This is a genomic window from Paenibacillus dendritiformis (assembly GCF_015845845.1).
Classification (GTDB): Bacteria; Bacillota; Bacilli; order Paenibacillales; family Paenibacillaceae; genus Paenibacillus_B; species Paenibacillus_B dendritiformis_C.
On the sequence record NZ_LDIG01000151.1, the window covers coordinates 81,588 to 101,972 of the forward strand.

Genomic DNA, 20,385 nt, shown 5'->3' on the forward strand with positions numbered 1-20,385 from the left:
CTGGCGGAGGTTTGACCCGTCCATTCTGTTGTGCACAACTCTTGTAGGAGGGGAACTGCTTTGAAGAATAGGCTATATAGAGTGGCATGTTCCGCATTGCTGAGCGCCAGCCTGATGACAACCGGCGCCGCTGCAGCGTTCGCCGACGTGCCGCCATGGACCGGAACGGAAGAGCCTAGTCAGGCCACTTCATCAACGGGTGCAGCAGAAGTGCAGCTAGCGGAACATGCACGCTCGGCCATACTGATGGATGCGGATACGGGTACCATCATTTTCGAGAAAAACAGCCATGATCGGCTCCCGCCGGCCAGCATTACGAAAATCATGACGATGCTGCTTGTGATGGAAGCGATAGATGAAGGCAAGCTGAAGCCGACGGATAAAGTTACGACCAGCGAGTATGCGGCATCCATGGGTGGCTCTCAAATCTTCCTCGAGCCGGGGGAAGAAATGACGGTCGATGAAATGATGAAAGGCATTGCAATGGCTTCAGGCAACGATGCTTCGGTCGCCATGGCGGAGAAGGTTGCGGGATCGGAAAAAGCATTCGTGCAGATGATGAATGAGAAGGCCAAAGAACTCGGCATGAAGGATACCCACTTCGAGAACAGCAACGGTCTTCCTTCGGACAATCATTATACATCCGCGTATGACATCGCTCTGATGTCTCAAGCCTTGCTTCAATACCCGGGCGTCACGAAATATACGGGTGCTTACGAAGATTACTTGCGCCAAAACACGGCCAAAAAGTTCTGGCTTGTCAACACGAACAAGCTGGTCCGGTTCTACCAGGGTGCGGATGGGCTCAAAACGGGATACACCTCGGAAGCGAAGTTCTGCCTGTCAGCCACGGCCAAGCGGGACAATCTGCGCGTCATCGCGGTCGTGCTTGGCGAGCCGAATACGAAGACGCGCAATGCGGAAGTGACGCAAATGTTCGATTACACATTTGCCCAATACATGAACGTCCCGATTCTGAAAAAGGGCGATGCCATTGGCAGCATTCGGGTAGAAAAAGGCATGGTCGAGTCGCTTGATCTGGTGGCCCAGCGCCCTTACCATGTGTTGCTCAAAAAGGACGGGTCCAAGGATAACGTCCATTTCAAGCTGGAGTCGCCGGAATCGATTAAGGCCCCGATTGAGAAGGGCCAGTCGCTTGGCAAGATTATCGTGTACCAAGGGGATAAAGCGATCCGCGAATACCCTGTCGAAGCAACCGAGTCTATAGCGAAAGCTGGCTGGTGGACGCTGTTCAAACGGACGTGCGGAAAGTTGTTTTTTGTCAAATAACAGCATGCTTCTTCTAGTTTTGTCGCCAGGCAGGAATTGGGTTTGGCGGTGACGAATGGTATCGGCAACGTGGGAGGAGAGTGATTCGCATGAACTTGCAGGTGGAATTGGAACACCGGCGCAATGTACTGATCACCCGTCTGAGGGGAGAGCTGGATCATCATACATCGGAAATTGTACGCATGCAGTTGGATGAGGCGATTCAGCGCGGACAGGTGAACCATGTGGTGTTGAGCTTGAGCGAATTGACCTTCATGGACAGTTCCGGTCTGGGGGTCATTCTCGGCAGATACAAGCAGATTAAGGGCAGAGGCGGAAAGATGGCCGTCTGCGACCTGAACCCTGCCGTACGGCGGTTATTCGAGCTGTCGGGCTTGTTCAAAATCATGCATGTCTACGATAACGAGCGCCAGGCGCTCCTTGGATTGGAGGACGTATCATGAGTGGACATTCGAACAAAATGTCATTGGAATTTTCCAGCCGCTCGGAAAATGAAGCCTTCGCCCGCGTCGCCGTGGCGGCCTTCGTTGCGCAGCTTGATCCGACCCTGGAAGAGCTGACGGATTTGAAAACCGTGATTTCCGAGGCGGTCACGAACAGCATCATTCATGGATATGACAGCAATCCGGAAGGCATCGTATCGATTACGGCGGAGATTGAGGGCGACCAGATTATGCTGACGGTCTCCGACCGGGGGCGCGGCATTGAAGACGTCGAACTGGCCAGGCAGCCGCTGTTTACATCCAAGCCGGACATGGAACGCTCGGGGATGGGCTTCACCATCATGGAGAACTTCATGGATGAATTTGAAGTGACAACCGAATTGGGCGCCGGTACCACCATCCGCATGAAAAAGCGGATCGAATCCAAAAAAGCGCTCTACAATTAGGGGTTGAAGCCATGAAAGCTGATGTGAAGCAATCGTCGCAAAGTTATTTGGACGACGCAGAAGTGAAACGTCTGATAGCGCTGAGCCAAGCGGGTGATGCCGTGGCTCGCGAAACGCTGGTCAATTGCAACATCCGGCTTGTATGGTCGGTCGTGCAGCGCTTTATTAACCGCGGGTACGAACCGGATGATTTGTTCCAAATCGGCTGCATCGGCTTGCTCAAATCGGTCGACAAATTCGATTTGACCTATGATGTCAAATTTTCCACCTATGCCGTGCCGATGATTATCGGAGAAATTCAGCGCTTCCTGCGCGATGACGGGACGATCAAAGTGAGCCGTTCCTTGAAGGAAATGGCGAACAAGGTCCGCAAAATGAAGGACGAGCTGTCCAAGCGGCTCGATCGTCTGCCTACCATTAAGGAAGTGGCGGACGAATTGGGCATCACGCCGGAAGATGTTGTCTTCGCCCAAGAGGCGAACAAGCCGCCGAGCTCGATTCACGAGACCGTCTTCGAGAACGACGGGGATCCGATCACCTTGATGGATCAGATCGCGGATGATTCCCAGGACCGCTGGTTCGACAAGCTCGCGCTGAATGAAGCGATTGAAGGCTTGAGCGAACGGGAACGGCTCATCGTCTATTTGCGCTACTTCCGCGACCAGACGCAGTCGGAGGTAGCTGGCCGGCTCGGCATCTCCCAGGTGCAGGTCTCCAGGCTGGAGAAAAAAATATTGCAGTCCATCAAGGCGCAAATTGCACAATAAAGCGGACACCGCAAGGAATATTCCTGCGGTGTCTTTTATTTGTTTGTTGGCGTGTTGGGAGAACGTCAGATGTTCTTCTTTATATGGGAAAGAGGGTGAAGTATCGGGGCGGGGTAAGCCCTTGCCAGCATTATCCCATTAGGTCAGGGGTAAAAATGGAGCCGTTCGCAAGATTGCGTGGGGAGTTCCGACAGGGCCTGTTTCATGGTCAACGAAAATAAGGTCGTATTAAGTATGAATTGTTGCGTCCGATGTCCGTGGCGGCAACTGATAAACTGACGCCCGCCGATATGCGCCGACACTCGCTGATGCCGATTGTCTCGTCGGATGCGCTGTTGCTGCCGTAAGTTCGAAACGTTAGATGCTCGTACATTTGTCGAATGGGGAGTGAAGTGCTGAGCAGCCCTTTACACCATTATCCCGTTAACTCAGAGTCCGCATACTGCCCTCCGTAAAGACCGGCTACATATCTTCAAAAGGGCCTGCCCGATGATCAGCCTGACTTATCGGGATAATGCACGTAGGAACTAGTTTGCAAGCCGATCCGCTCTGACTGAACGGGATAACGCACGTAAGGACTAAATTGCATGCCGACCCGTACTGACGGAATGGGATAATGCTCATAAGGCTGTCCGCACATCAACATACTCTACAACCATCCTTACTGACCGAAGGGGCGAAAAGGCTTCGGATAGGATAACGGCTAGCCAATGAATAGTCCGATTGGAGGGTGGGGGCAGGGAGGAGCAAGCCCTCGAACCGATGCAAATGTTTCCTACCCGGTTCTTTCCTCATAATGCAAAGGAACTCAACCATACTAAAGAGTACATATCAACATGGCGACAGGAGGTTTTTGCGATGAAGGAGCAGCAGACGCATGAGTCGGCTCAGACGGAAGGGGAGTTGCAGCCTCCGCTTTCCGCGGACGGTTCGAATGAATGCGAAGCTCAGGATCATAAGCAGCAGCACGGCATGGCGAATGCAGGCCAGCAGCGCGACATGGGGAATGCAGGCCAGCAGAGCGGACCCGGACAGAAAGGAAAAGGCAATAAGCGCGGGAAAGCAAAAGCGGGGGCAGTCAATAGCATTCAGGGACCGGTAGAAGTCTCGAATACGATTGAAGAGGCCATCGCGTTCTGGAATGATGATGATCATATTCCGAAGAGGCTGGAGGATACGAAAAAGACATTGAAGGAGGTCGTCGGACTTACCGATTCGTTCGATGTGATTTTTCGTGAAATGACATTCGGCGGGCGGCATGTCGGCCTCTTTTATTTGAATGGATTTGCCAAGGATGAGGTTATGACGATTATTTTGACGCGTCTTACCTTCCTGGATAAAAAATCGCTGACCCCGAACGCGCTTAAGGCATTTTTTGATTGCTATATCCCGCATATTCAGGTGGAAAAGGTAGACAGGCTCAGCGAAGTAATCAATAAGGTGCTCGCTGGCGGCAGCGCCTTCTTCATCGAGCATGAGTCGGAAGCGATTGTTACGGATGTGAAGACGTTCCCGTCTCGGGGGCCAGAGGAGCCTTCCCTGGAAAAGGTTGTGCGCGGGGCTCGCGACGGGTTCACCGAGACGCTGCTCACGAACGTTACGCTGGTGCGGCGGCGGCTTCGCGATCCGGGCTTGAAATATGAGATCATACAGGTCGGAAGACGGACGCGAACCGACGTCTGCATTGCATATATTGATGATATCGTCGACATGACCCAAGTGGAAGCCGTCCGCAAAAAGATTAAGGCTGCCAATCTGGAAGGACTGCCGCTCGCCGATAAGCAGCTGGAAGAAGTCATTATCAACAAAGGCTGGAATCCGTATCCGCTCGTGCGGTATTCCGAAAGGCCCGACGTGGTGGCGGCCCAGTTGCTTGACGGGAATGTCGTCATTTTCGTCGATACGTCGCCTTCCGTCATGATACTGCCGACGACGTTCTTCGATCTGTGCCAGCATGCCGAAGAGAACCGCCAGACGCCGTTCATGGGGACCTATATGCGATGGATTCGCTTCATCGGCATATTTGCGTCCTTGTTCCTGCTGCCGCTCTGGATGCTGATGGTGATCGAGCCCGGGATTAAGCCGCCGGCCCTGCAAATTATCGGTCCGCATACCATGGCGAAGCTGCCTATCTTTCTGCAGTTTTTGCTGGCTGAAATCGGCATCGACCTGATGCGCATGGCGGCTGTCCATACGCCGTCCCCGCTGGCGATCGCCCTTGGTCTCGTGGCGGCGGTCTTGATTGGCGACATCGCGGTGAAGACCGGCGTCTTCGTCAATGAAGTCATTTTGTATTTGGCCGTAACGGCGGTCGGAATGTTCGCTACGCCTAGCTATGAGCTGTCGCTCGCCAATCGGATTGTCCGGCTCCTTTTGCTGGTGGCGGTTGCCTTGTTCAAAGTGCCGGGAATGGTATTCGGCGTTACGGTGTTCATTCTCTGGCTGTCGCTGCACCGCTCCTACAATTCGTCATATCTGTGGCCGTTCATTCCATTCAATGCGAAGGCGATGTTCAACATTCTGTTCCGTCAGCCGGTCCTGAACATGAAAACCCGGCCGAGCTTCAACAAGACCCGCGATAACACGAAGATGCCCCCGGATCGCTCTTCCGGTCGGAATGATGGCGAGCTGCAGACGTAGCACGGTGTCGCGATAAAGATATAATGCAAACGTTATGTACAAAAGTCCATTCTTCCATATAGAATGGACTGGTATACTCGATGTAATATTTTTCATGGTGCTGGGAGATCCAGTGTATGGATGAGGAAATGGGGAGAAGAGAACGATGCACTTACATGGAACAAGCACAATCAATGAATCCGGCCACCTCGAAATCGGCGGCTGCGATGTAACCACCTTGAAAAACCAGTTCGGAACACCGCTGTACATCATGGATGAGGCGCTCATTCGTACCCGCTCCCGCGAATATATGGAAGCGTTTCGCGAATCGGGGCTGAACTTCCAGGTTGCTTACGCGAGCAAGGCGTTCTGCGTGATGGCAATGTGCCGCATCGCGGACGAGGAGGGCTTGTCTCTTGATGTCGTATCGGAAGGGGAACTGCATACGGCGCTGCAGGCAGGCTTTCCTGCCGAACGGATCCATTTCCATGGCAATAACAAGACCCCGGCCGAGATCGAGATGGCGCTTGATGCCGGCATCGGATGCTTCGTCGTTGACAGCTTCGCAGAGCTGCACTTGCTGAATGCGCTCGCCAAAATGCGGCGTCAGCAAGTATCGGTGCTCCTGCGCGTTACGCCCGGCGTCGAAGCGCATACCCATGAATATATCTCGACCGGGCAGACGGATTCCAAGTTCGGCTTCGATATCGGGAACGGAACGGCGTTCCAGGCCGTCGCGCAAGCATCCGATGCGGAAGGCTTGCATCTGCTCGGAATTCACTCCCATATCGGATCGCAGATTTTCGAGACGGAAGGATTCCAGATGGCGGTACAGCGCGTCGCGGAGTTCGCGGCCCACGTGCTCAGCCAGATGAATGTCGTCTTCCGCGTCGTGAATTTGGGCGGCGGCTTCGGCATTCGCTATGTTGAAGGCGATACACCGCTGGCTGTCCGGGATTACGTGATGGCGATTACGGAAGCGGTGCGCACGCACTTCGGGCCGATCTACAGCGAATTGCCGGAGATCTGGGTCGAGCCGGGCCGCAGCATCGTCGGGGAAGCCGGCACGACGCTGTACACCATCGGTTCGGTTAAGGATATCCCCGGGGTTCGGAAGTATGTTGCCGTCGACGGGGGCATGACTGATAATCCGCGTCCGGCGCTGTATGAATCGAAATATGAGGCGATCGTGGCCAACCGTGCAAAGGATGCGGCCGATGAAGTGGTCTCGATTGCGGGCAAATGCTGCGAGAGCGGCGATATGCTCATCTGGGATGTGGCGCTGCCATCCGTCACGGCTGGAGATCTGCTGGCCGTCTCTTGCACGGGAGCTTATAACTATTCGATGGCAAGCAATTATAACCGGATTCCGCGCCCGGCGGTTGTGTTTGTCCGGGAGGGCAAAGCCGATCTGGTCGTCCGCCGCGAAACCCATGAAGATATTGTCCGCTGCGATCTGATTCCGGCACGATTGGAAAAACGCGAATCGCAGCCGCTTGGCCGGTAAATTCCGCGCCCCGCTTTTCGCCTGCAACCTGGCGGAGCGGGGCGGTTTTCTTTTTGCGCCCAAATAACGTATAATCGTTAACGATAGTCATCCCACAACGACATAAGAGAGGAGTTCATACATAATGAGCAAATTTGCACAAATTGAGATGGAAAAGGGCGGCACCGTCAAAATCGAATTGCACGAGAAAGAAGCGCCGGGAACGGTAGCCAACTTCGAGAAGCTGGCGAATGAGGGCTTTTACAACGGGCTGACCTTCCACCGCGTCATTCCGGGATTCGTCGCCCAAGGCGGATGCCCGCAAGGAACGGGAATGGGCGGACCGGGGTATACCATCAAGTGCGAGACGCAAGGCAATCCGCACAAGCATGTTCGCGGCGTGCTGGCGATGGCGCATGCCGGCAAAGATACCGGCGGCTCCCAATTTTACATCACGTATGACGCTTTCCCGCATTTGGATGGCGTGCATACGGTTTTTGGTAAAGTTGTGGAAGGCATGGAAGTTGTCGACCAAATCAAGCAAGGCGATAAAATGAAGGAAGTACGCGTCGTAGAAGGCTAAAATTCGCCTCCCTGCTCCCGCTCACTGCGGAGCAGGTTTTTTTTACATTCAGAAACATTAGACAAGATAAAAATATTGCGTATAATCATAGAAGATGATAAAATGCTAGGGAAGAACGAACGTGCGTTCCCTGGAAATTGTGGCAGCCGGCCGGAAACGGCAACGCAAGCAGGCGGCCTATGCCAAATCAGAACAGACCCGAAGCTATTGATAACAAATCAGGTTGAAGCGAACAGGTAATCAGCTCCCGGAATCGTTCGATCCCGGGCAAGCGACGATTATTTTGCACTGATACCGCATTATGAACGCCTCTTTTATCCATCCCATCCATTGCATCCGGAGTACATCGCTTCTATCATTTCCGCTCTCCCGTATATCTCACCTCGCCCCTATGAGAATCGGAAATACCATGATTTGTTTCAAGCTGACCATGATTGAATAAGTAGAGATAGAGAGAAACGCAACCGGTTATCGCTACCGGCGGTGTCGGGGTAGGGTCATTAAGAGGAGATGAACATGAGGAAAGGTGTCATAACCGTCGTAGGCGCGGCAATCGTTCTCACATCCTGCAGCCTGGACGGATTGAACAGAGAGACGGCGACGTATCAGGAATATTTGGATCGGGTGCCGCTCGTCTTCGAGCTGGAAATGGAACGTCAGGCCCGGCAAGCAGATTTGCATAAGAGCAGCGGAAAAGAAAGAGAGGTTCGCATCCAATCGGCGGCGAAGAGCGAAGCGCCCGTTCGCCCGCACATTCCGTCAATTAAGCTGCCGGATGAGGTGCTTGATTTGATCTGGAAGGAAACGCGCAAAAAGAATATTGATTATATGACCTTTTTGGCCTTGATCAAAGTCGAAAGCAACTTCGATACAGACCTGGTGCACAGCAATCCGAACGGGACCAAGGATTACGGGCTTGTGCAAATGAATTCCGTCAACGTATCGCGGCTGTCCAAAGCGATCGGGCGTTCGAATCTCGATATGTTCGAGCCGAAAGACAATATTTTGCTCGGCTTGGCCGAACTGCTCGAATGCCGAGCTTATTGGAAGGACAAGTACAAGGGCGATGAACTGGAAAAAGCGATGCTGCTCGCTTATAATCGTGGCAGATACGGCTCCAAGCGCTGGATTCAGAACAAAGGCACGCTTGACAGCGCCTATACGAAAAGAGTGCTGAAAGCGAAGGCCCTGTATAAGCGCGAAGCGGCAGAGGCCGCGCAAGCCGTCAAGACGGCCCGCAAGAAGCCGGGGGCGAAGATGGCTTCCCCGAAGCTGCAGAAGCCGGCTCATACGATGAGAATTCAGCGCACGAGACAGGCGAATTGAGCAGGCTGTACGCTCTCTGGAGAAAGGGGGACGCGAATCTATGCGCAAGAAACGCCGATTAGGCCTCCTATGGTTCATATTAACCGTCGCCTGGATGGCATTTATATTCATGAAATCGGCCGAACCGTATTCGGTTCAGGATATGAAGCCGGCGCTCGGCTCTTTCATCCCGGAAGATCGGCTGCTTGGCTATCTTCCGCGTTGGGAATTTCTCTATGACGGAAGCCTTGTGTCATGGCGGGAACCCTACCATTTTGTCGAATTTTTTATTCGCAAATGCGGGCATGTCGCCGAGTTCGCCTTGCTGACGCTGCTGCTTATCTTGACGCTGTCAGCCCGCGTCCGTTCAAAGGGCGTGGCAGCGGCGTGGAGCGGAGGGATTGCCGTCTTATACGCCTGCTCCGATGAGTGGCACCAGACCTTCGTGCCCGGGCGAACAGGACATCTCGCCGACGTTGCGGTCGACTCTATCGGAGTGGCGCTCGTATTGGCCGCCTATGCAATCGTCATTGCGGCCCGGCGGAGAAGGTGAGGTATAGCCTTGCCTTTTTCCGCTTGAAGTGATAAGATCCGTTACGTAATCGCTTTGTCGATTACTCAATAGGATATCTGCTGAACCTTCAGGGCAGGGTGCAATTCCCGACCGGCGGTGATGGAACGATAACGCTGTTGACGGCTATCGGTTCCTTAGTCCGTGACCCGGGCGAATTTCGTTCGCACGGTGGATCTGGTGCAACTCCAGAGCCGACAGTATAGTCTGGATGGGAGAAGGGCGTCAGGAGAAGAGTTTTCTTTTTAACTCTTTTTAGTTCTTTTTTTCACATAGTTTTTTTCAGTTGCCGATATTCAGCCGGTTTATTTGTCGTACGCGGGAAGGCGGTTGCGTTCCGTCTCTTTTTTCGCCAACGATTCCGGACTGTTTATTTGACTGTGCCTATGATGAAAAAGAGTACATACCTGTAAGCTCAACAACCTAGCCCTTCGGAGGATTCCGAAGGGTTTTTTGCTGCGATGGGGCAAGCTGTAAAAAGAAGGAGGGACGTTCTGGTGCATCCGGTAATCAATGATGAGTTCTACATGCAGCTGGCGCTTGATATGGCGGAACGGGCCATGGGACAGACCGACATCAATCCGGCTGTCGGCTGCGTCATTGTCCGCGAAGGCCGGGTCGTCGGCCTGGGCGCCCACCTGCGGCGCGGCGAAGGCCATGCGGAGGTGCATGCGCTCCAGATGGCCGGCGAAGCCGCCCGCGGCGCTACCGCCTATGTGACGCTCGAACCATGCAGCCATTACGGCAAGACGCCGCCCTGCAGCCTCCGGCTCTTGGAAGCCGGAATCAAGCGCGTCGTCATCGGCTGCCTCGATCCGAACCCGGCGGTCAGCGGCCGGGGAGCCAAGCTGCTGCGCGAGCATGGCGTCGAAGTGGCGGCGGGCGTGCTCCAGCCCGCGGCCGAGGCGCTCATCGAGATGTTCGCCAAGTACATCACGACCGGCTTGCCATATGTCACGCTCAAGACGGCAAGCACGCTGGATGGACGCATCGCGACGCATACGGGCGACAGCCGGTGGATTTCCAACGAGCAGGCCCGGGAACGGGTGCATGCGATGCGCCACCGCCATCAGGCGATAATGGCCGGAATCGGCACGGTGCTGGCCGATAATCCGTCCCTGACGACACGGCTGGCCGTGCCGGGCCTTCATCCGACAAGGCTTATCGTCGATTCACGGCTGCGGCTGCCGCTGGAGGCGAAGGTCATCGCCGACCGCTCCGCGCCGACGATCGTTTTCACGACTTCCCGGGCGGATGCCGGGAAGCGGGAAGCGCTGGAGGCGCGCGGCGTGCAGGTTATCGCCGCGGGCGACGGGCCGCAGGTCGATCTGGGGCGCATGATGGAATGGTGCGGAAGCCAGGAAATCGGATCTATCCTCCTGGAGGGCGGCGGCCGCCTGAACGGGGCGATGCTGGAAGGGCGCTGGGTGGATCGGGTCGTGCTGTTCTATGCGCCGACGATTGTCGGAGGCACGGCGGCCCCGGCCAACTTCGCCTTCGACGGCGTAAGCCGGATGAACGACGCTTACCGGCTCCGGCATACGCGAGTGGAAACGCTGGGAGATAATATTTGCATCAGCGGCTATCCGTTCGGCACCGTATTTGAACGGATTGCCGGAACGCTGGATGAGAAGGGAGGAAGCGACGATGTTCACGGGACTCGTTGAAGAAGTCGGCCGGCTGCAGGCCGTGACGAAGCGCGGAGAAGCGATGGTGCTGCATATCCGGGCCGCGAAAGTGCTGGAAGGAATGAAGATCGGCGACAGCATTGCCGTGAACGGAGTATGCCTGACTGCAGTCTCCCGCGACTCCGGTTCCTTCATGGCGGATGTTATGCCCGAGACGTTCCGGCATACGAACCTGAAAGATTTGCAGCCTGGCGCTCCGGTCAATCTGGAACGGGCGATGGCGGCGGACGGCCGCTTCGGCGGACATATCGTCCAGGGTCATGTCGACGGGCTGGCTCGCATTATGCGCCGGACGGCGCAGGCGAATGCGGTCGTGTTCGAGTTCCTTGCCGAGGATCCGGGCATGGCCAAGTATATGATTCCGCGCGGATCGGTAACCGTGGATGGCATTAGCCTCACCCTGATCCGGGCGGAGGAGGGGATGTTCGCTGTATCGATCATTCCGCATACGCTTGCCGAGACGGCGCTCCAGGGCAAACAGCCGGGAGATACGGTCAATATTGAATGCGACGTGCTGGCCAAATATGTCGATCACTTGCTGGCCTTCGGCAGCCGCTCCGCCACGAGCGGAAGCTCCCGCATCGACAGCGCCTTTTTGGCGGAACACGGCTTTATGTGACATCATGCAAAGGGGGAAGAGCGATGAGTGAACAATTTCAGTTCGATACGATAGAGGATGCCATCCGAGATTTAATGGAAGGCAAAGTGATCATCGTCGTCGATGACGAGGATCGCGAGAACGAAGGCGACTTCCTGGCGTTGGCCGACAAGGCGACGCCGGATGCGATCAACTTCATGATTACCGAGGGCCGCGGGCTCGTCTGCGTGCCGATTACGCCCGAGCGGGCAGAAGAACTGGATCTGCCGCCGATGGTTACGCATAACACCGACAATCACGGGACGGCGTTCACGGTGTCGATCGACCACGTCGAGACGTCGACGGGCATCTCGGCGCATGAGCGCTCGCTGACGATTCGGAAGATGCTTGATCCGAAGGCGCAAGCGGCGGACTTCCGCCGTCCGGGCCACATCTTCCCGCTGATCGCGAAGCGGGGCGGCGTGCTGCGCCGCGCAGGCCACACCGAAGCGGCCGTCGACCTCGCCCGCCTGTGCGGGGCGTCTCCGGCGGGGGTCATCTGCGAAGTCATCAAGGAAGACGGAACGATGGCGCGGCTGCCCGATCTGATCGAGATTAAGCAGAAGCACGGCTTGAAGCTCATCTGCATCAAAGATCTGATTCATTATCGGAACGAGAAGGAGAATCTGGTCCGGCGAGAAGTCGAAGTCAACATGCCGACCGACTTCGGCGTGTTCCGGGCGATCGCCTACACGAACGAGGTCGATAACAAGGAGCATGTCGCCTTGGTGAAGGGCGAGATCGACAGCGCGAAGCCGGTGCTGGTCCGGGTCCATTCCGAATGCTTGACCGGAGATGTCTTCCATTCGCACCGCTGCGACTGCGGGCCTCAGTTCGCGGCCGCCTTGCGCGCCATTGAGCGGGAAGGGAACGGCGTGCTCCTGTATATGCGGCAGGAAGGCCGGGGAATCGGCCTCATTAACAAGCTGAAGGCGTACAAGCTTCAGGAGCAGGGGCTGGATACGGTCGACGCGAACCTGAAGCTCGGTTTTCCGGCGGATCTGCGGGATTACGGCATCGGCGCGCAGATTTTGAAGGATCTCGGGGTCCGCCAGATCCGGCTGATGACGAACAATCCCCGCAAAATCAAAGGACTGGAGGGCTACGGCCTGGAAATTGTCGAGCGGGTGCCGATTCAGATGCAGGAAAACGAAGACAATACCCGTTATCTGCATACGAAGGCGGCGAAGCTCGGTCATATGCTCGTATTCGACGATATCGAGCAGAACGAACGAATCGAATCCTGAATCACAAGACTGGCAACTAGCCGTTCGCTGAGCAAACTATATTCCATCGGGAGGTTTTACCTATGCCACATGTATTTGAGGGTCATTTAGTATCGGAAGGATTAAAATATGGCATCGTTGCCGGACGCTTCAATGAATTCATCGTCTCCAAGCTGGTGTCCGGCGCGCTGGACGCCTTGAAGCGCCACGGCGTGAAGGATGAGGAGATCTCCATCGCCTGGGTTCCCGGCGCATTCGAGATTCCGCTTATCGCCCAGAAAATGGCGGAAAGCGGCAAGTATGACGCGGTGATCACGTTGGGCGCCGTCATTCGCGGATCAACGCCCCATTTCGATTATGTGTGCAGCGAGACGGCCAAAGGGGTCGCTCAAGTCAATATGAAAACAGGCGTGCCGACCGTGTTCGGCGTGCTGACGACGGACTCGATCGAGCAGGCAATCGAGCGCGCGGGCACGAAGGCCGGGAACAAGGGCTGGGAAGCGGCCGCAACGGCAATTGAGATGGCCAACTTGACGAATCAGCTGAAATAGTGCTTATTTAATGTAGTGCCCTTTATAGAGGTACACCCTTTATATCGGGCGCTACATTTGTTTTTTACGGGAGGAACGTTCGTGTCCGTCACTTACAAGCTGGAGCTGTTCGAAGGGCCGCTTGATCTGCTGCTTCACCTTATCGATCAAGCGGAAATTGCCATTCAGGATATCTCGATCAGCGAGATCACCGATCAATATATGGATTATTTACATAGCATGAAGGAATTGGAATTGGATATTACGAGCGAATTTCTCGTTATGGCAGCGACCTTGTTAGCGATGAAGTCCCAGCAGCTCTTGCCGAAGCCGCCTGTCATGGAATGGGACGACGACCTGATGGACTACGAAGAAGAGGAACTGGATCCGCGAGCGGAGCTGATCCGCAAGCTGGTAGAATACCGGAAATATAAAGGAATCGCCGAGCATTTACGGGGAAAGGAATCGGAACGAAGCCTGCTGTTCACGAAGGAGCCGGAGGATCTGACTCCGTTCATGCCATCGAAGCCGTCGAATCCGGTGGAAGGACTCCATGTGTCGGATTTGATTGCGGCTTTTCAGAAGGCGCTGCGCAAAGCATCCCGCCGCACGATGGTCGCCACGATTCACCGCGACGAGATTTCGGTGAAGGATCGGATTCGCGATATCGTCACGGTGCTGCGGCCGGTGGGAAGAGGAGGCAAGCTGATGTTCTCCAAGCTGCTGAGCGAGCAATTGACCCGCCACGAGGTCGTTGTCACGTTCCTAGCGGTGCTGGAATTAATGAAAATGAAGCAGATTCGATGTTTTCAAGATCGGGTATTCGATGAAATCGTGATTCAGTGGCAAGGGGATGTGGAAGACGATGGACTTTCAGACGTTGAAGTCGATTATTGAGGGACTCCTGTTTATGGCGGGAGATGAAGGTTTAAATAGTAAGCAAATCGCAGAAATTACGGATCAGAGGCAGGAAATCGTCATGGAGGCGCTCCAAGATTTGCAGGCGGACATGGAGCGGTCGAAGCGGGGGATCCAGATCGTGGCCATCGCGGGCATGTATCAATTGGCGACCTTGCCGGATCATGCGCCTTATTTTGAACGGATGGCCTATTCGCCTTCCCGCTCGTCTTTGTCCCAGGCAGCGCTCGAGACGCTGGCCATCGTGGCCTACCGCCAGCCGATCACTCGCGTGGAGATTGAAGAGATTCGCGGGGTCAAGTCCGATCGGGCCATTCAGACGCTCGTGAACAAGGACCTCATCGAAGAAACGGGCCGGGCCGAAGCGATCGGAAGGCCGATACTGTACGGCACGACCCGCGCGTTTCTTGATTATTTCGGGCTCGCCAGCTTGTCCGAACTGCCGGATGCCTCGGCCTTCGAACAAAGTGAAGGCTTGGAGGAAGAGACGCAGCTGTTGTTCGAGAAATTAGAAGGACGGCAACTGACGATTGAAGATGTGAATGATGAAGGAGGAGATCGTTAAATGCGAATTCAGTTTCATGGGCATGCCTGCATCGAAATCGATACCGGGAAGCATCGGCTTATCATCGATCCATTCTTGACGGGCAATCCGGCGGCCAAGACCACGGCGGATCAAATTCAGGCGGATTATGTGCTGCTTACCCACGGCCATGGCGATCATATCGCCGACGCGGCAGATATTGCGAAGCGGAATGACGCCACCATACTGGCCATCGTGGAACTGGCCGACTATATGGAGCAGCAGGGAGCGCGGGCCATCGGCATGAATCTGGGCGGGGGAGGCACGTTCGACTTCGGCTCGATCAAATGGGTCAATGCGCTCCACAGCTCTTCGGTTACGGTGAACGGTCAGGCCCAATATTTGGGCAACCCGGCGGGAATCGTGCTTCAGATGGATGGATTGACCGTGTATCACGCGGGAGATACCGCCCTGTTCAGCGATATGAAGCTGGTTGGAGAGCGGTATAAGCCGGATATCGCCTTTTTGCCTATCGGCAGCTTCTTCACGATGGATCCGGAGGACGCGCTCCTGGCCGCGCAGTGGATTAAGGCGAAGGTCGTCATCCCGATTCATTACAATACGTTCCCGCCGATTGAACAGGACGGCGCGGCCTTCGTGTCCCAACTGAAGGTGATCGGGATTCAGGGCGTCGAACTGGCGCCGGGAGAATCGCTTGACACCGATGAATTGGAACTGGGCTGACCTGCGCTGGCATAGCGGGAAAAAGTCCGTAGAGCAGCAGATGGAATAATGACATGGATAAAAATGGAAATCAGCGGCCATGCACAAGCCCGCCAGCGGACGACGCCAATCGATCTGCGGCGGGCTTTGCCGTGCTCGGCTGTCCCCCTCGTCAATGCCGCGATGGTACTTCGCTGCATGTCTGATTGGATAAAAGGCCATAATACGGATAGTTCAGGAAATTATTCCGATCGGAGGCAGACTATGGGGATGTGGATTATGGCAGGCGTCGCAGCGGTTATCGCCATGCTGCTCTTCCTGATTCTTTTCTCGACCGTCGAATGCAAGCTGGTCATTCACAAGGTGGAGAAGCATGAGCGGGTATCCCTTATTATCCGGGCCTTCTACGGATGGATACGCTGGCGGTATGAATGGCGCTCTATCCGCTTCATTAATATGGAAGAAGGCTTCAATCTGAAGCAGAAGAAGAAGGAGAACTTCGGCGGTGCCAGCCAGGATAAATCGAGGCGGAAGGTAAACCGGGAGGCGGTGTCCAGGAACGCCAATCGGATCAAGCGCCTGGCCAGGCATACAAAAGGCATCGTCGAATGGGTCGAGGAGACGATGGACCATATGAAGTGCAGCCTGTTCATTTGGGAGACGGAAATCGGGATCGGCGATCCGGCCGGAACCGCGATCGCCACGGGAACGACCTGGTCCCTCAAGTCATGGCTAGTCGGGAAGCTAAGCTATTCGCTTCGCTTTCAGGATTATCCGATACTGGAAATTACCCCTCAATTCCATTATCCTTACTTCTCCACCCGCATCGTCGGTATTGCGGAGATCCGATTCGGCCATATCGTTCGCTCGGTGATCCGGCTTGCCTTCCGGATTGTGCGTGCCGAGGGCGGCATCGGCATGTGGCGGCGGACGATGGCGGAAGCCAACGCACGGAAGGTGCAGGGGTAGGCTATACATACTACGCATTATTTGTGCGCAAGCTATGCACGTGCAGGGAATACCTCATGTGGGGATAGGTGTGGTAAAACCGATTTTCGCATTGGAACGGCACTATTTTATATATGCGGAGGAGGACTTAAGGCAATGGCAGAACATCCTGTCGCAGGATTGATGCAAGCTGCGTTCGAGAACATAAAAGCTATGGTCGATGTGAACGCGATCGTAGGCGATCCGGTTCAGACCCCGGACGGCAGCGTTATTCTTCCGATCAGCCGCGTCGCTTTCGGCTTCGCTGCGGGAGGGAGCGACTTCCGGATTGATCCGCGTCGAGCCGGGTCCGGGAACGGGCATGAGGATCGGAAGGCGTCTCATGCACTGCCGTTTGGCGGCGGAAGCGGCGGCGGCGTCTGTTTGACCCCGATAGCATTCCTTGTCGTTGGCCAGCAAGGCATCAATGTCGTATCGCTCGATAATCAGACTCATCTGCTCGAACGGATTATCGACGTCACCCCGAGCGTGCTTGACCGAATCGAAGCGATGTTCACCCGCGACCGGCACGACGGGCTGAATGAAGAAGAGGCGTGATATCGCGATGCGCTCTTCCATGCAGAAGCGTCAAGTTCACCTGCCTTCCCCATCGCTTAGCGATGTGTGAAGGAGAGCGGGCTTGGCGCTGTTTGTCGTGCAGGGGCGACGGCGTCTTCTTTCGCATGTTTTCTCGTCTGCTTCCGTTATTTCTCGTTTCCTTCCGCATACCTGGGAGAAGACAAGCATACACATGGTAACAATTGGACTGGCATCACCAAAAGGAGGACCCTATGATCCGATTCACCAATGCGGGATTCACCAAAAAGCTGCTGCTTATTAGCTCCGTGCTTCTTGTCCTCAGCCCGTTCAGCGGGGCAAGCAACGGAAGCGCGGGCTTTTCCGATAGCTCCGGCACGGTGGCGCAGGCGGAACCCGAACACGCTCCCGAACGCCTTGCCGAACGGTTAAAGCCCCCGGCCATCCATGCCAAGGCGGCGGCGCTGATCGACGTCGCCAGCGGCCGGATTCTGTACAGCCTGAACGGCGAGGAGCCGCTTCCAATGGCCAGCACCACGAAGATTATGACCGCCATCGTGGCGATTGAAGCCGGCAAGCTGAGCGATGTCGTGAAGACGAGCAAGCGGGCATTCGCCAAGGAAGGTTCCTCCTTGTACCTGCGCAGAGGCGAAGAAATGAGCCTCCATCATCTGCTCTATGGGCTGATGCTGCGCTCCGGCAATGATGCCGCGGTCGCGATCGCGGAGCATGTCGGCGGGTCTGAGGAAGGATTCGTATACATGATGAACAAGAAAGCGGAGATGCTTGGCTTGGAAAAGACGCAGTTCCGCAACCCGCATGGGCTGGATGCCGACGGGCACTATACGACGGCGAACGATCTGGCCCGGCTGTCGGCGTACGCGCTCCACAATCCGACCTTTCAGGAGATCGTGCGCACGAAGGTGAAAACCGTGCCGAATCCGTATGCGAATTGGGATTATAAATGGACCAATAAAAACAAGATGCTGCAGTTATACGAGGGAGCCGACGGGGTGAAGACCGGCTATACGTCCAAAGCGCTTCGCTGTCTTGTCAGCTCGGCGACGAGACACGGCCAGCAGCTTGCGGTCGTGACGCTCAACGACGGCAACGACTGGCTCGATCATTCCCGCTTGCTTGATTACGGGTTTTCGGCCTATCCTGCGGTTCCGCTCATCGCCCAGGGAGACCCGATCCAAGGCTATGAGCATCTGCAAGCTTCGGCCTCGGTCGCCTACCCGCTCGGGGAGGATGAGCGCGGCCGGGTGAAGGCGTCCGTCCGGCTTATTCCGGCGGGAAGTCTCGATTACCGGTTAGGCTACCGCGGGACGCTTCGCTATGAACTGGACGGCAAGCCGCTGATCGCAGTCCAGTTGGAGGAGGCCGCGGCAGGCGGCGACGGGGCTGGAACGGGCAAGGAGGCTTCCGCCGCCGCCAGATGGTTCCACGGGCTGCGGACCGCGGCGGGCGCGTTATTCCATGCGCGCTAATCCGAGCGGGAAGGGAGCGCCGGAAGTCATAAGGGGGGAGAACGATGGTCAATGCAATCTGGATGTTCATGCTGCTGGTCGGATTTATCGCGGCGGCCGCCCAAGGGCGGATTGAAGCGGTGACGGAAGCGGTTTTTGACGGAGCGAAGACCGGAGTCACGGTCAGCTTCGGCCTGATAAGCGTGATGGTGTTCTGGCTGGGAATGATGCGCATCGCGGAAGACGGCGGCCTGCTGAATAAAGTCGCGAAGGCGCTTGGCCCGATCGTCCGCTTCTTGTTCCCGGACGTGCCGCCCAATCATCCGGCGCTCGGGTACATCATGTCCAATATGAGCGCGAATCTTCTTGGCCTGGGGAACGCGGCGACGCCGATGGGGATACGGGCGATGCAGGAGCTGCAGAAGCTGAATCCGGACAAGGACACGGCGACGCCTGCGATGTGCACCCTGCTCGCGATCAATACGTCCAGCATCACGCTGATTCCGACGACGCTCATCGCGATTCGGATGAATTTCGGTTCGGCCAATCCGGCCGAGATCGTCGGCACGACGCTGCTCGCCACGATGGTGGCGACGCTCGCCGCGATTGCGGCCGATCGGTGGTACCGCAATCGGGCCTCGGCCCGTCCGCCGAGCCGGACGGCCGGTACCGGCCAGGCAGGGCCTGGCGTGCCGCCGATGCCCGACTAAGACCGGGCAGCCGGTCATGCGGTCAAGCGCCATTGGCTGAAGAGGGACCTCATCACTCGTTCGGAAAGGACGGCTGCTCATGTACGCTGTAGTGTCGCTTATTTCTGCATGGGCCATCCCGGCCATTATCGTCTTCATCCCTTTATATGCGTATTTCAAGCGCATCCCGGTCTATGAATCGTTCGTGGAAGGAGCGAAGGACGGCTTCCAGACCTCGATCAACATCATTCCGACACTCGTGGGGATGATGGTGGCCATCAGCGTCTTCCGGGCCTCCGGGGCCATGGAGTGGATTGTCGGCTGGTTCGCTCCGCTGCTTAGCTGGTTCGGGGTGCCGAGCGAGGTGCTTCCGCTTGCCTTCCTGCGGCCGATAACCGGTGCGGGTTCGCTCGCATTCACGACCGATCTCATTAAGACATACGGCGCCGATTCCATGATCGGACGAATGGCTTCCACCATTCAGGGCAGCACCGATACGACGCTGTATGTGCTGATGGTCTATTTCGGAGCGATCGGCATCCGCAAGGGGCGCTATGCGCTCAAGGTGGGGCTGTTCTCCGATTTGGTCGGATTTGTGGCCGCCATTATCGTCTGTCTGCTCGTATTCGGGTGAGATGACGGAATCGAATCATGGGAAGGGAGTGTCTCATAGGCATTGCCAAAATGATTGAGGTGACGAGTAAACAGAGAATGTGGATGCGGGAAAAACAGAAACGCTCGGAAAGAGAATGTACAGTTCGGAAAAACCGGGGCGCGCAAAACGTTGGAAGATGGATGGAGCAGTGATATCCTGCGTGGATGCAGCAATTTCTGCTCTTTATGCCGGATTTTGATGAAGTTCCTGCAATAGTACATTATTTTTATCGATTTTTTCTTTTAACTAATTGGATAGTCTGAAATTGATGCAGTTTTGCAGGAATCCCTGTA

The 20,385-nt window shown here is 55.8% G+C and carries 21 protein-coding genes and 1 riboswitch; all 21 genes read left to right on the plus strand.

Annotated elements, in window-relative coordinates; genetic code table 11:
- Nucleotides 1-60 precede the first annotated feature (60 nt).
- Nucleotides 61-1,290 (plus strand): D-alanyl-D-alanine carboxypeptidase family protein, encoded by a 1,230-nt coding sequence (locus ABD76_RS14470; protein ID WP_197257941.1) that lies wholly within the window; start codon nucleotides 61-63, stop codon nucleotides 1,288-1,290.
- Nucleotides 1,291-1,379: 89 nt separating this feature from the next.
- Nucleotides 1,380-1,733, plus strand: a complete 354-nt coding sequence (gene spoIIAA / locus ABD76_RS14475) for an anti-sigma F factor antagonist (RefSeq protein ID WP_006676804.1) — start codon at nucleotides 1,380-1,382, stop codon at nucleotides 1,731-1,733.
- Nucleotides 1,730-2,179: an anti-sigma F factor gene (gene spoIIAB / locus ABD76_RS14480; protein WP_197257943.1), complete on the plus strand. Its 450-nt coding sequence runs from the start codon at nucleotides 1,730-1,732 to the stop codon at nucleotides 2,177-2,179. Before spoIIAA ends, spoIIAB begins: the two co-directional genes overlap by 4 nt.
- 11 nt (nucleotides 2,180-2,190) lie before the next feature.
- Entirely contained in the window at nucleotides 2,191-2,946 is a 756-nt protein-coding gene (gene sigF, locus ABD76_RS14485; protein WP_006676806.1) for an RNA polymerase sporulation sigma factor SigF, read from the plus strand.
- Nucleotides 2,947-3,804: 858 nt separating this feature from the next.
- Nucleotides 3,805-5,586 (plus strand): spore germination protein, encoded by a 1,782-nt coding sequence (locus ABD76_RS14490; RefSeq protein WP_197257945.1) that lies wholly within the window; start codon nucleotides 3,805-3,807, stop codon nucleotides 5,584-5,586.
- Between the two features lie 145 nt (nucleotides 5,587-5,731).
- Nucleotides 5,732-7,072 (plus strand): diaminopimelate decarboxylase, encoded by a 1,341-nt coding sequence (gene lysA / locus ABD76_RS14495; protein WP_197257947.1) that lies wholly within the window; start codon nucleotides 5,732-5,734, stop codon nucleotides 7,070-7,072.
- 124 nt (nucleotides 7,073-7,196) lie between these two features.
- Nucleotides 7,197-7,634: a peptidylprolyl isomerase gene (locus ABD76_RS14500; protein ID WP_197257949.1), complete on the plus strand. Its 438-nt coding sequence runs from the start codon at nucleotides 7,197-7,199 to the stop codon at nucleotides 7,632-7,634.
- Nucleotides 7,635-8,150: 516 nt separating this feature from the next.
- Nucleotides 8,151-8,960: a transglycosylase SLT domain-containing protein gene (locus ABD76_RS14505; RefSeq protein WP_197257951.1), complete on the plus strand. Its 810-nt coding sequence runs from the start codon at nucleotides 8,151-8,153 to the stop codon at nucleotides 8,958-8,960.
- Nucleotides 8,961-9,000: 40 nt separating this feature from the next.
- Nucleotides 9,001-9,492 (plus strand): VanZ family protein, encoded by a 492-nt coding sequence (locus ABD76_RS14510; RefSeq protein WP_197257953.1) that lies wholly within the window; start codon nucleotides 9,001-9,003, stop codon nucleotides 9,490-9,492.
- An 80-nt stretch (nucleotides 9,493-9,572) separates the two neighbouring features.
- Nucleotides 9,573-9,737: riboswitch (FMN riboswitch) on the plus strand.
- Between the two features lie 270 nt (nucleotides 9,738-10,007).
- Entirely contained in the window at nucleotides 10,008-11,177 is a 1,170-nt protein-coding gene (gene ribD, locus ABD76_RS14515; protein ID WP_197257955.1) for a bifunctional diaminohydroxyphosphoribosylaminopyrimidine deaminase/5-amino-6-(5-phosphoribosylamino)uracil reductase RibD, read from the plus strand.
- A complete protein-coding gene (ribE, locus tag ABD76_RS14520) occupies nucleotides 11,158-11,817 on the plus strand; it encodes a riboflavin synthase (protein ID WP_197257957.1) in 660 nt (219 codons plus the stop codon). The genes ribD and ribE overlap by 20 nt, the downstream gene beginning before the upstream one ends.
- A 23-nt stretch (nucleotides 11,818-11,840) precedes the next feature.
- Nucleotides 11,841-13,082: a bifunctional 3,4-dihydroxy-2-butanone-4-phosphate synthase/GTP cyclohydrolase II gene (locus ABD76_RS14525; protein WP_197257959.1), complete on the plus strand. Its 1,242-nt coding sequence runs from the start codon at nucleotides 11,841-11,843 to the stop codon at nucleotides 13,080-13,082.
- A 62-nt stretch (nucleotides 13,083-13,144) separates the two neighbouring features.
- Nucleotides 13,145-13,612 (plus strand): 6,7-dimethyl-8-ribityllumazine synthase, encoded by a 468-nt coding sequence (gene ribH, locus ABD76_RS14530; RefSeq protein ID WP_197257961.1) that lies wholly within the window; start codon nucleotides 13,145-13,147, stop codon nucleotides 13,610-13,612.
- Nucleotides 13,613-13,693: 81 nt separating this feature from the next.
- Nucleotides 13,694-14,488 (plus strand): segregation/condensation protein A, encoded by a 795-nt coding sequence (locus ABD76_RS14535; RefSeq protein ID WP_197257963.1) that lies wholly within the window; start codon nucleotides 13,694-13,696, stop codon nucleotides 14,486-14,488.
- Complete coding sequence (scpB, locus tag ABD76_RS14540; RefSeq protein WP_197257965.1) at nucleotides 14,457-15,074, plus strand: SMC-Scp complex subunit ScpB; 618 nt, start codon at nucleotides 14,457-14,459, stop codon at nucleotides 15,072-15,074. Before ABD76_RS14535 ends, scpB begins: the two co-directional genes overlap by 32 nt.
- Complete coding sequence (locus ABD76_RS14545; protein WP_197257967.1) at nucleotides 15,075-15,776, plus strand: metal-dependent hydrolase; 702 nt, start codon at nucleotides 15,075-15,077, stop codon at nucleotides 15,774-15,776.
- 48 nt (nucleotides 15,777-15,824) lie between these two features.
- On the plus strand, nucleotides 15,825-16,724 hold the full coding sequence (locus tag ABD76_RS14550) for a DUF2953 domain-containing protein (RefSeq protein WP_242069577.1): 900 nt from the start codon (nucleotides 15,825-15,827) through the stop codon (nucleotides 16,722-16,724).
- A gap of 135 nt (nucleotides 16,725-16,859) precedes the next feature.
- Entirely contained in the window at nucleotides 16,860-17,300 is a 441-nt protein-coding gene (ytfJ, locus tag ABD76_RS14555; RefSeq protein WP_197257969.1) for a GerW family sporulation protein, read from the plus strand.
- Between the two features lie 233 nt (nucleotides 17,301-17,533).
- Nucleotides 17,534-18,769 (plus strand): D-alanyl-D-alanine carboxypeptidase family protein, encoded by a 1,236-nt coding sequence (locus ABD76_RS14560; protein WP_197257971.1) that lies wholly within the window; start codon nucleotides 17,534-17,536, stop codon nucleotides 18,767-18,769.
- A 44-nt stretch (nucleotides 18,770-18,813) separates the two neighbouring features.
- Nucleotides 18,814-19,458 (plus strand): nucleoside recognition domain-containing protein, encoded by a 645-nt coding sequence (locus tag ABD76_RS14565; RefSeq protein ID WP_197257972.1) that lies wholly within the window; start codon nucleotides 18,814-18,816, stop codon nucleotides 19,456-19,458.
- Nucleotides 19,459-19,537: 79 nt separating this feature from the next.
- Complete coding sequence (locus ABD76_RS14570) at nucleotides 19,538-20,071, plus strand: spore maturation protein (protein ID WP_168178073.1); 534 nt, start codon at nucleotides 19,538-19,540, stop codon at nucleotides 20,069-20,071.
- Nucleotides 20,072-20,385 lie beyond the last annotated feature (314 nt).

Bases quoted from the DNA above. Each gene is read 5' to 3' on its own strand.
- spoIIAA (WP_006676804.1), top strand. From the start codon at position 1,380: ATGAACTTGCAGGTGGAATTGGAACACCGGCGCAATGTACTGATCACC.
- spoIIAB (WP_197257943.1), top strand. From the start codon at position 1,730: ATGAGTGGACATTCGAACAAAATGTCATTGGAATTTTCCAGCCGCTCG.
- sigF (WP_006676806.1), top strand. From the start codon at position 2,191: ATGAAAGCTGATGTGAAGCAATCGTCGCAAAGTTATTTGGACGACGCA.
- ABD76_RS14490 (WP_197257945.1), top strand. From the start codon at position 3,805: ATGAAGGAGCAGCAGACGCATGAGTCGGCTCAGACGGAAGGGGAGTTG.
- lysA (WP_197257947.1), top strand. From the start codon at position 5,732: ATGCACTTACATGGAACAAGCACAATCAATGAATCCGGCCACCTCGAA.
- ABD76_RS14500 (WP_197257949.1), top strand. From the start codon at position 7,197: ATGAGCAAATTTGCACAAATTGAGATGGAAAAGGGCGGCACCGTCAAA.
- ABD76_RS14505 (WP_197257951.1), top strand. From the start codon at position 8,151: ATGAGGAAAGGTGTCATAACCGTCGTAGGCGCGGCAATCGTTCTCACA.
- ABD76_RS14510 (WP_197257953.1), top strand. From the start codon at position 9,001: ATGCGCAAGAAACGCCGATTAGGCCTCCTATGGTTCATATTAACCGTC.
- ribE (WP_197257957.1), top strand. From the start codon at position 11,158: ATGTTCACGGGACTCGTTGAAGAAGTCGGCCGGCTGCAGGCCGTGACG.
- ABD76_RS14525 (WP_197257959.1), top strand. From the start codon at position 11,841: ATGAGTGAACAATTTCAGTTCGATACGATAGAGGATGCCATCCGAGAT.
- ribH (WP_197257961.1), top strand. From the start codon at position 13,145: ATGCCACATGTATTTGAGGGTCATTTAGTATCGGAAGGATTAAAATAT.
- scpB (WP_197257965.1), top strand. From the start codon at position 14,457: ATGGACTTTCAGACGTTGAAGTCGATTATTGAGGGACTCCTGTTTATG.
- ABD76_RS14545 (WP_197257967.1), top strand. From the start codon at position 15,075: ATGCGAATTCAGTTTCATGGGCATGCCTGCATCGAAATCGATACCGGG.
- ABD76_RS14550 (WP_242069577.1), top strand. From the start codon at position 15,825: ATGACATGGATAAAAATGGAAATCAGCGGCCATGCACAAGCCCGCCAG.
- ytfJ (WP_197257969.1), top strand. From the start codon at position 16,860: ATGGCAGAACATCCTGTCGCAGGATTGATGCAAGCTGCGTTCGAGAAC.
- ABD76_RS14560 (WP_197257971.1), top strand. From the start codon at position 17,534: ATGATCCGATTCACCAATGCGGGATTCACCAAAAAGCTGCTGCTTATT.
- ABD76_RS14565 (WP_197257972.1), top strand. From the start codon at position 18,814: ATGGTCAATGCAATCTGGATGTTCATGCTGCTGGTCGGATTTATCGCG.
- ABD76_RS14570 (WP_168178073.1), top strand. From the start codon at position 19,538: ATGTACGCTGTAGTGTCGCTTATTTCTGCATGGGCCATCCCGGCCATT.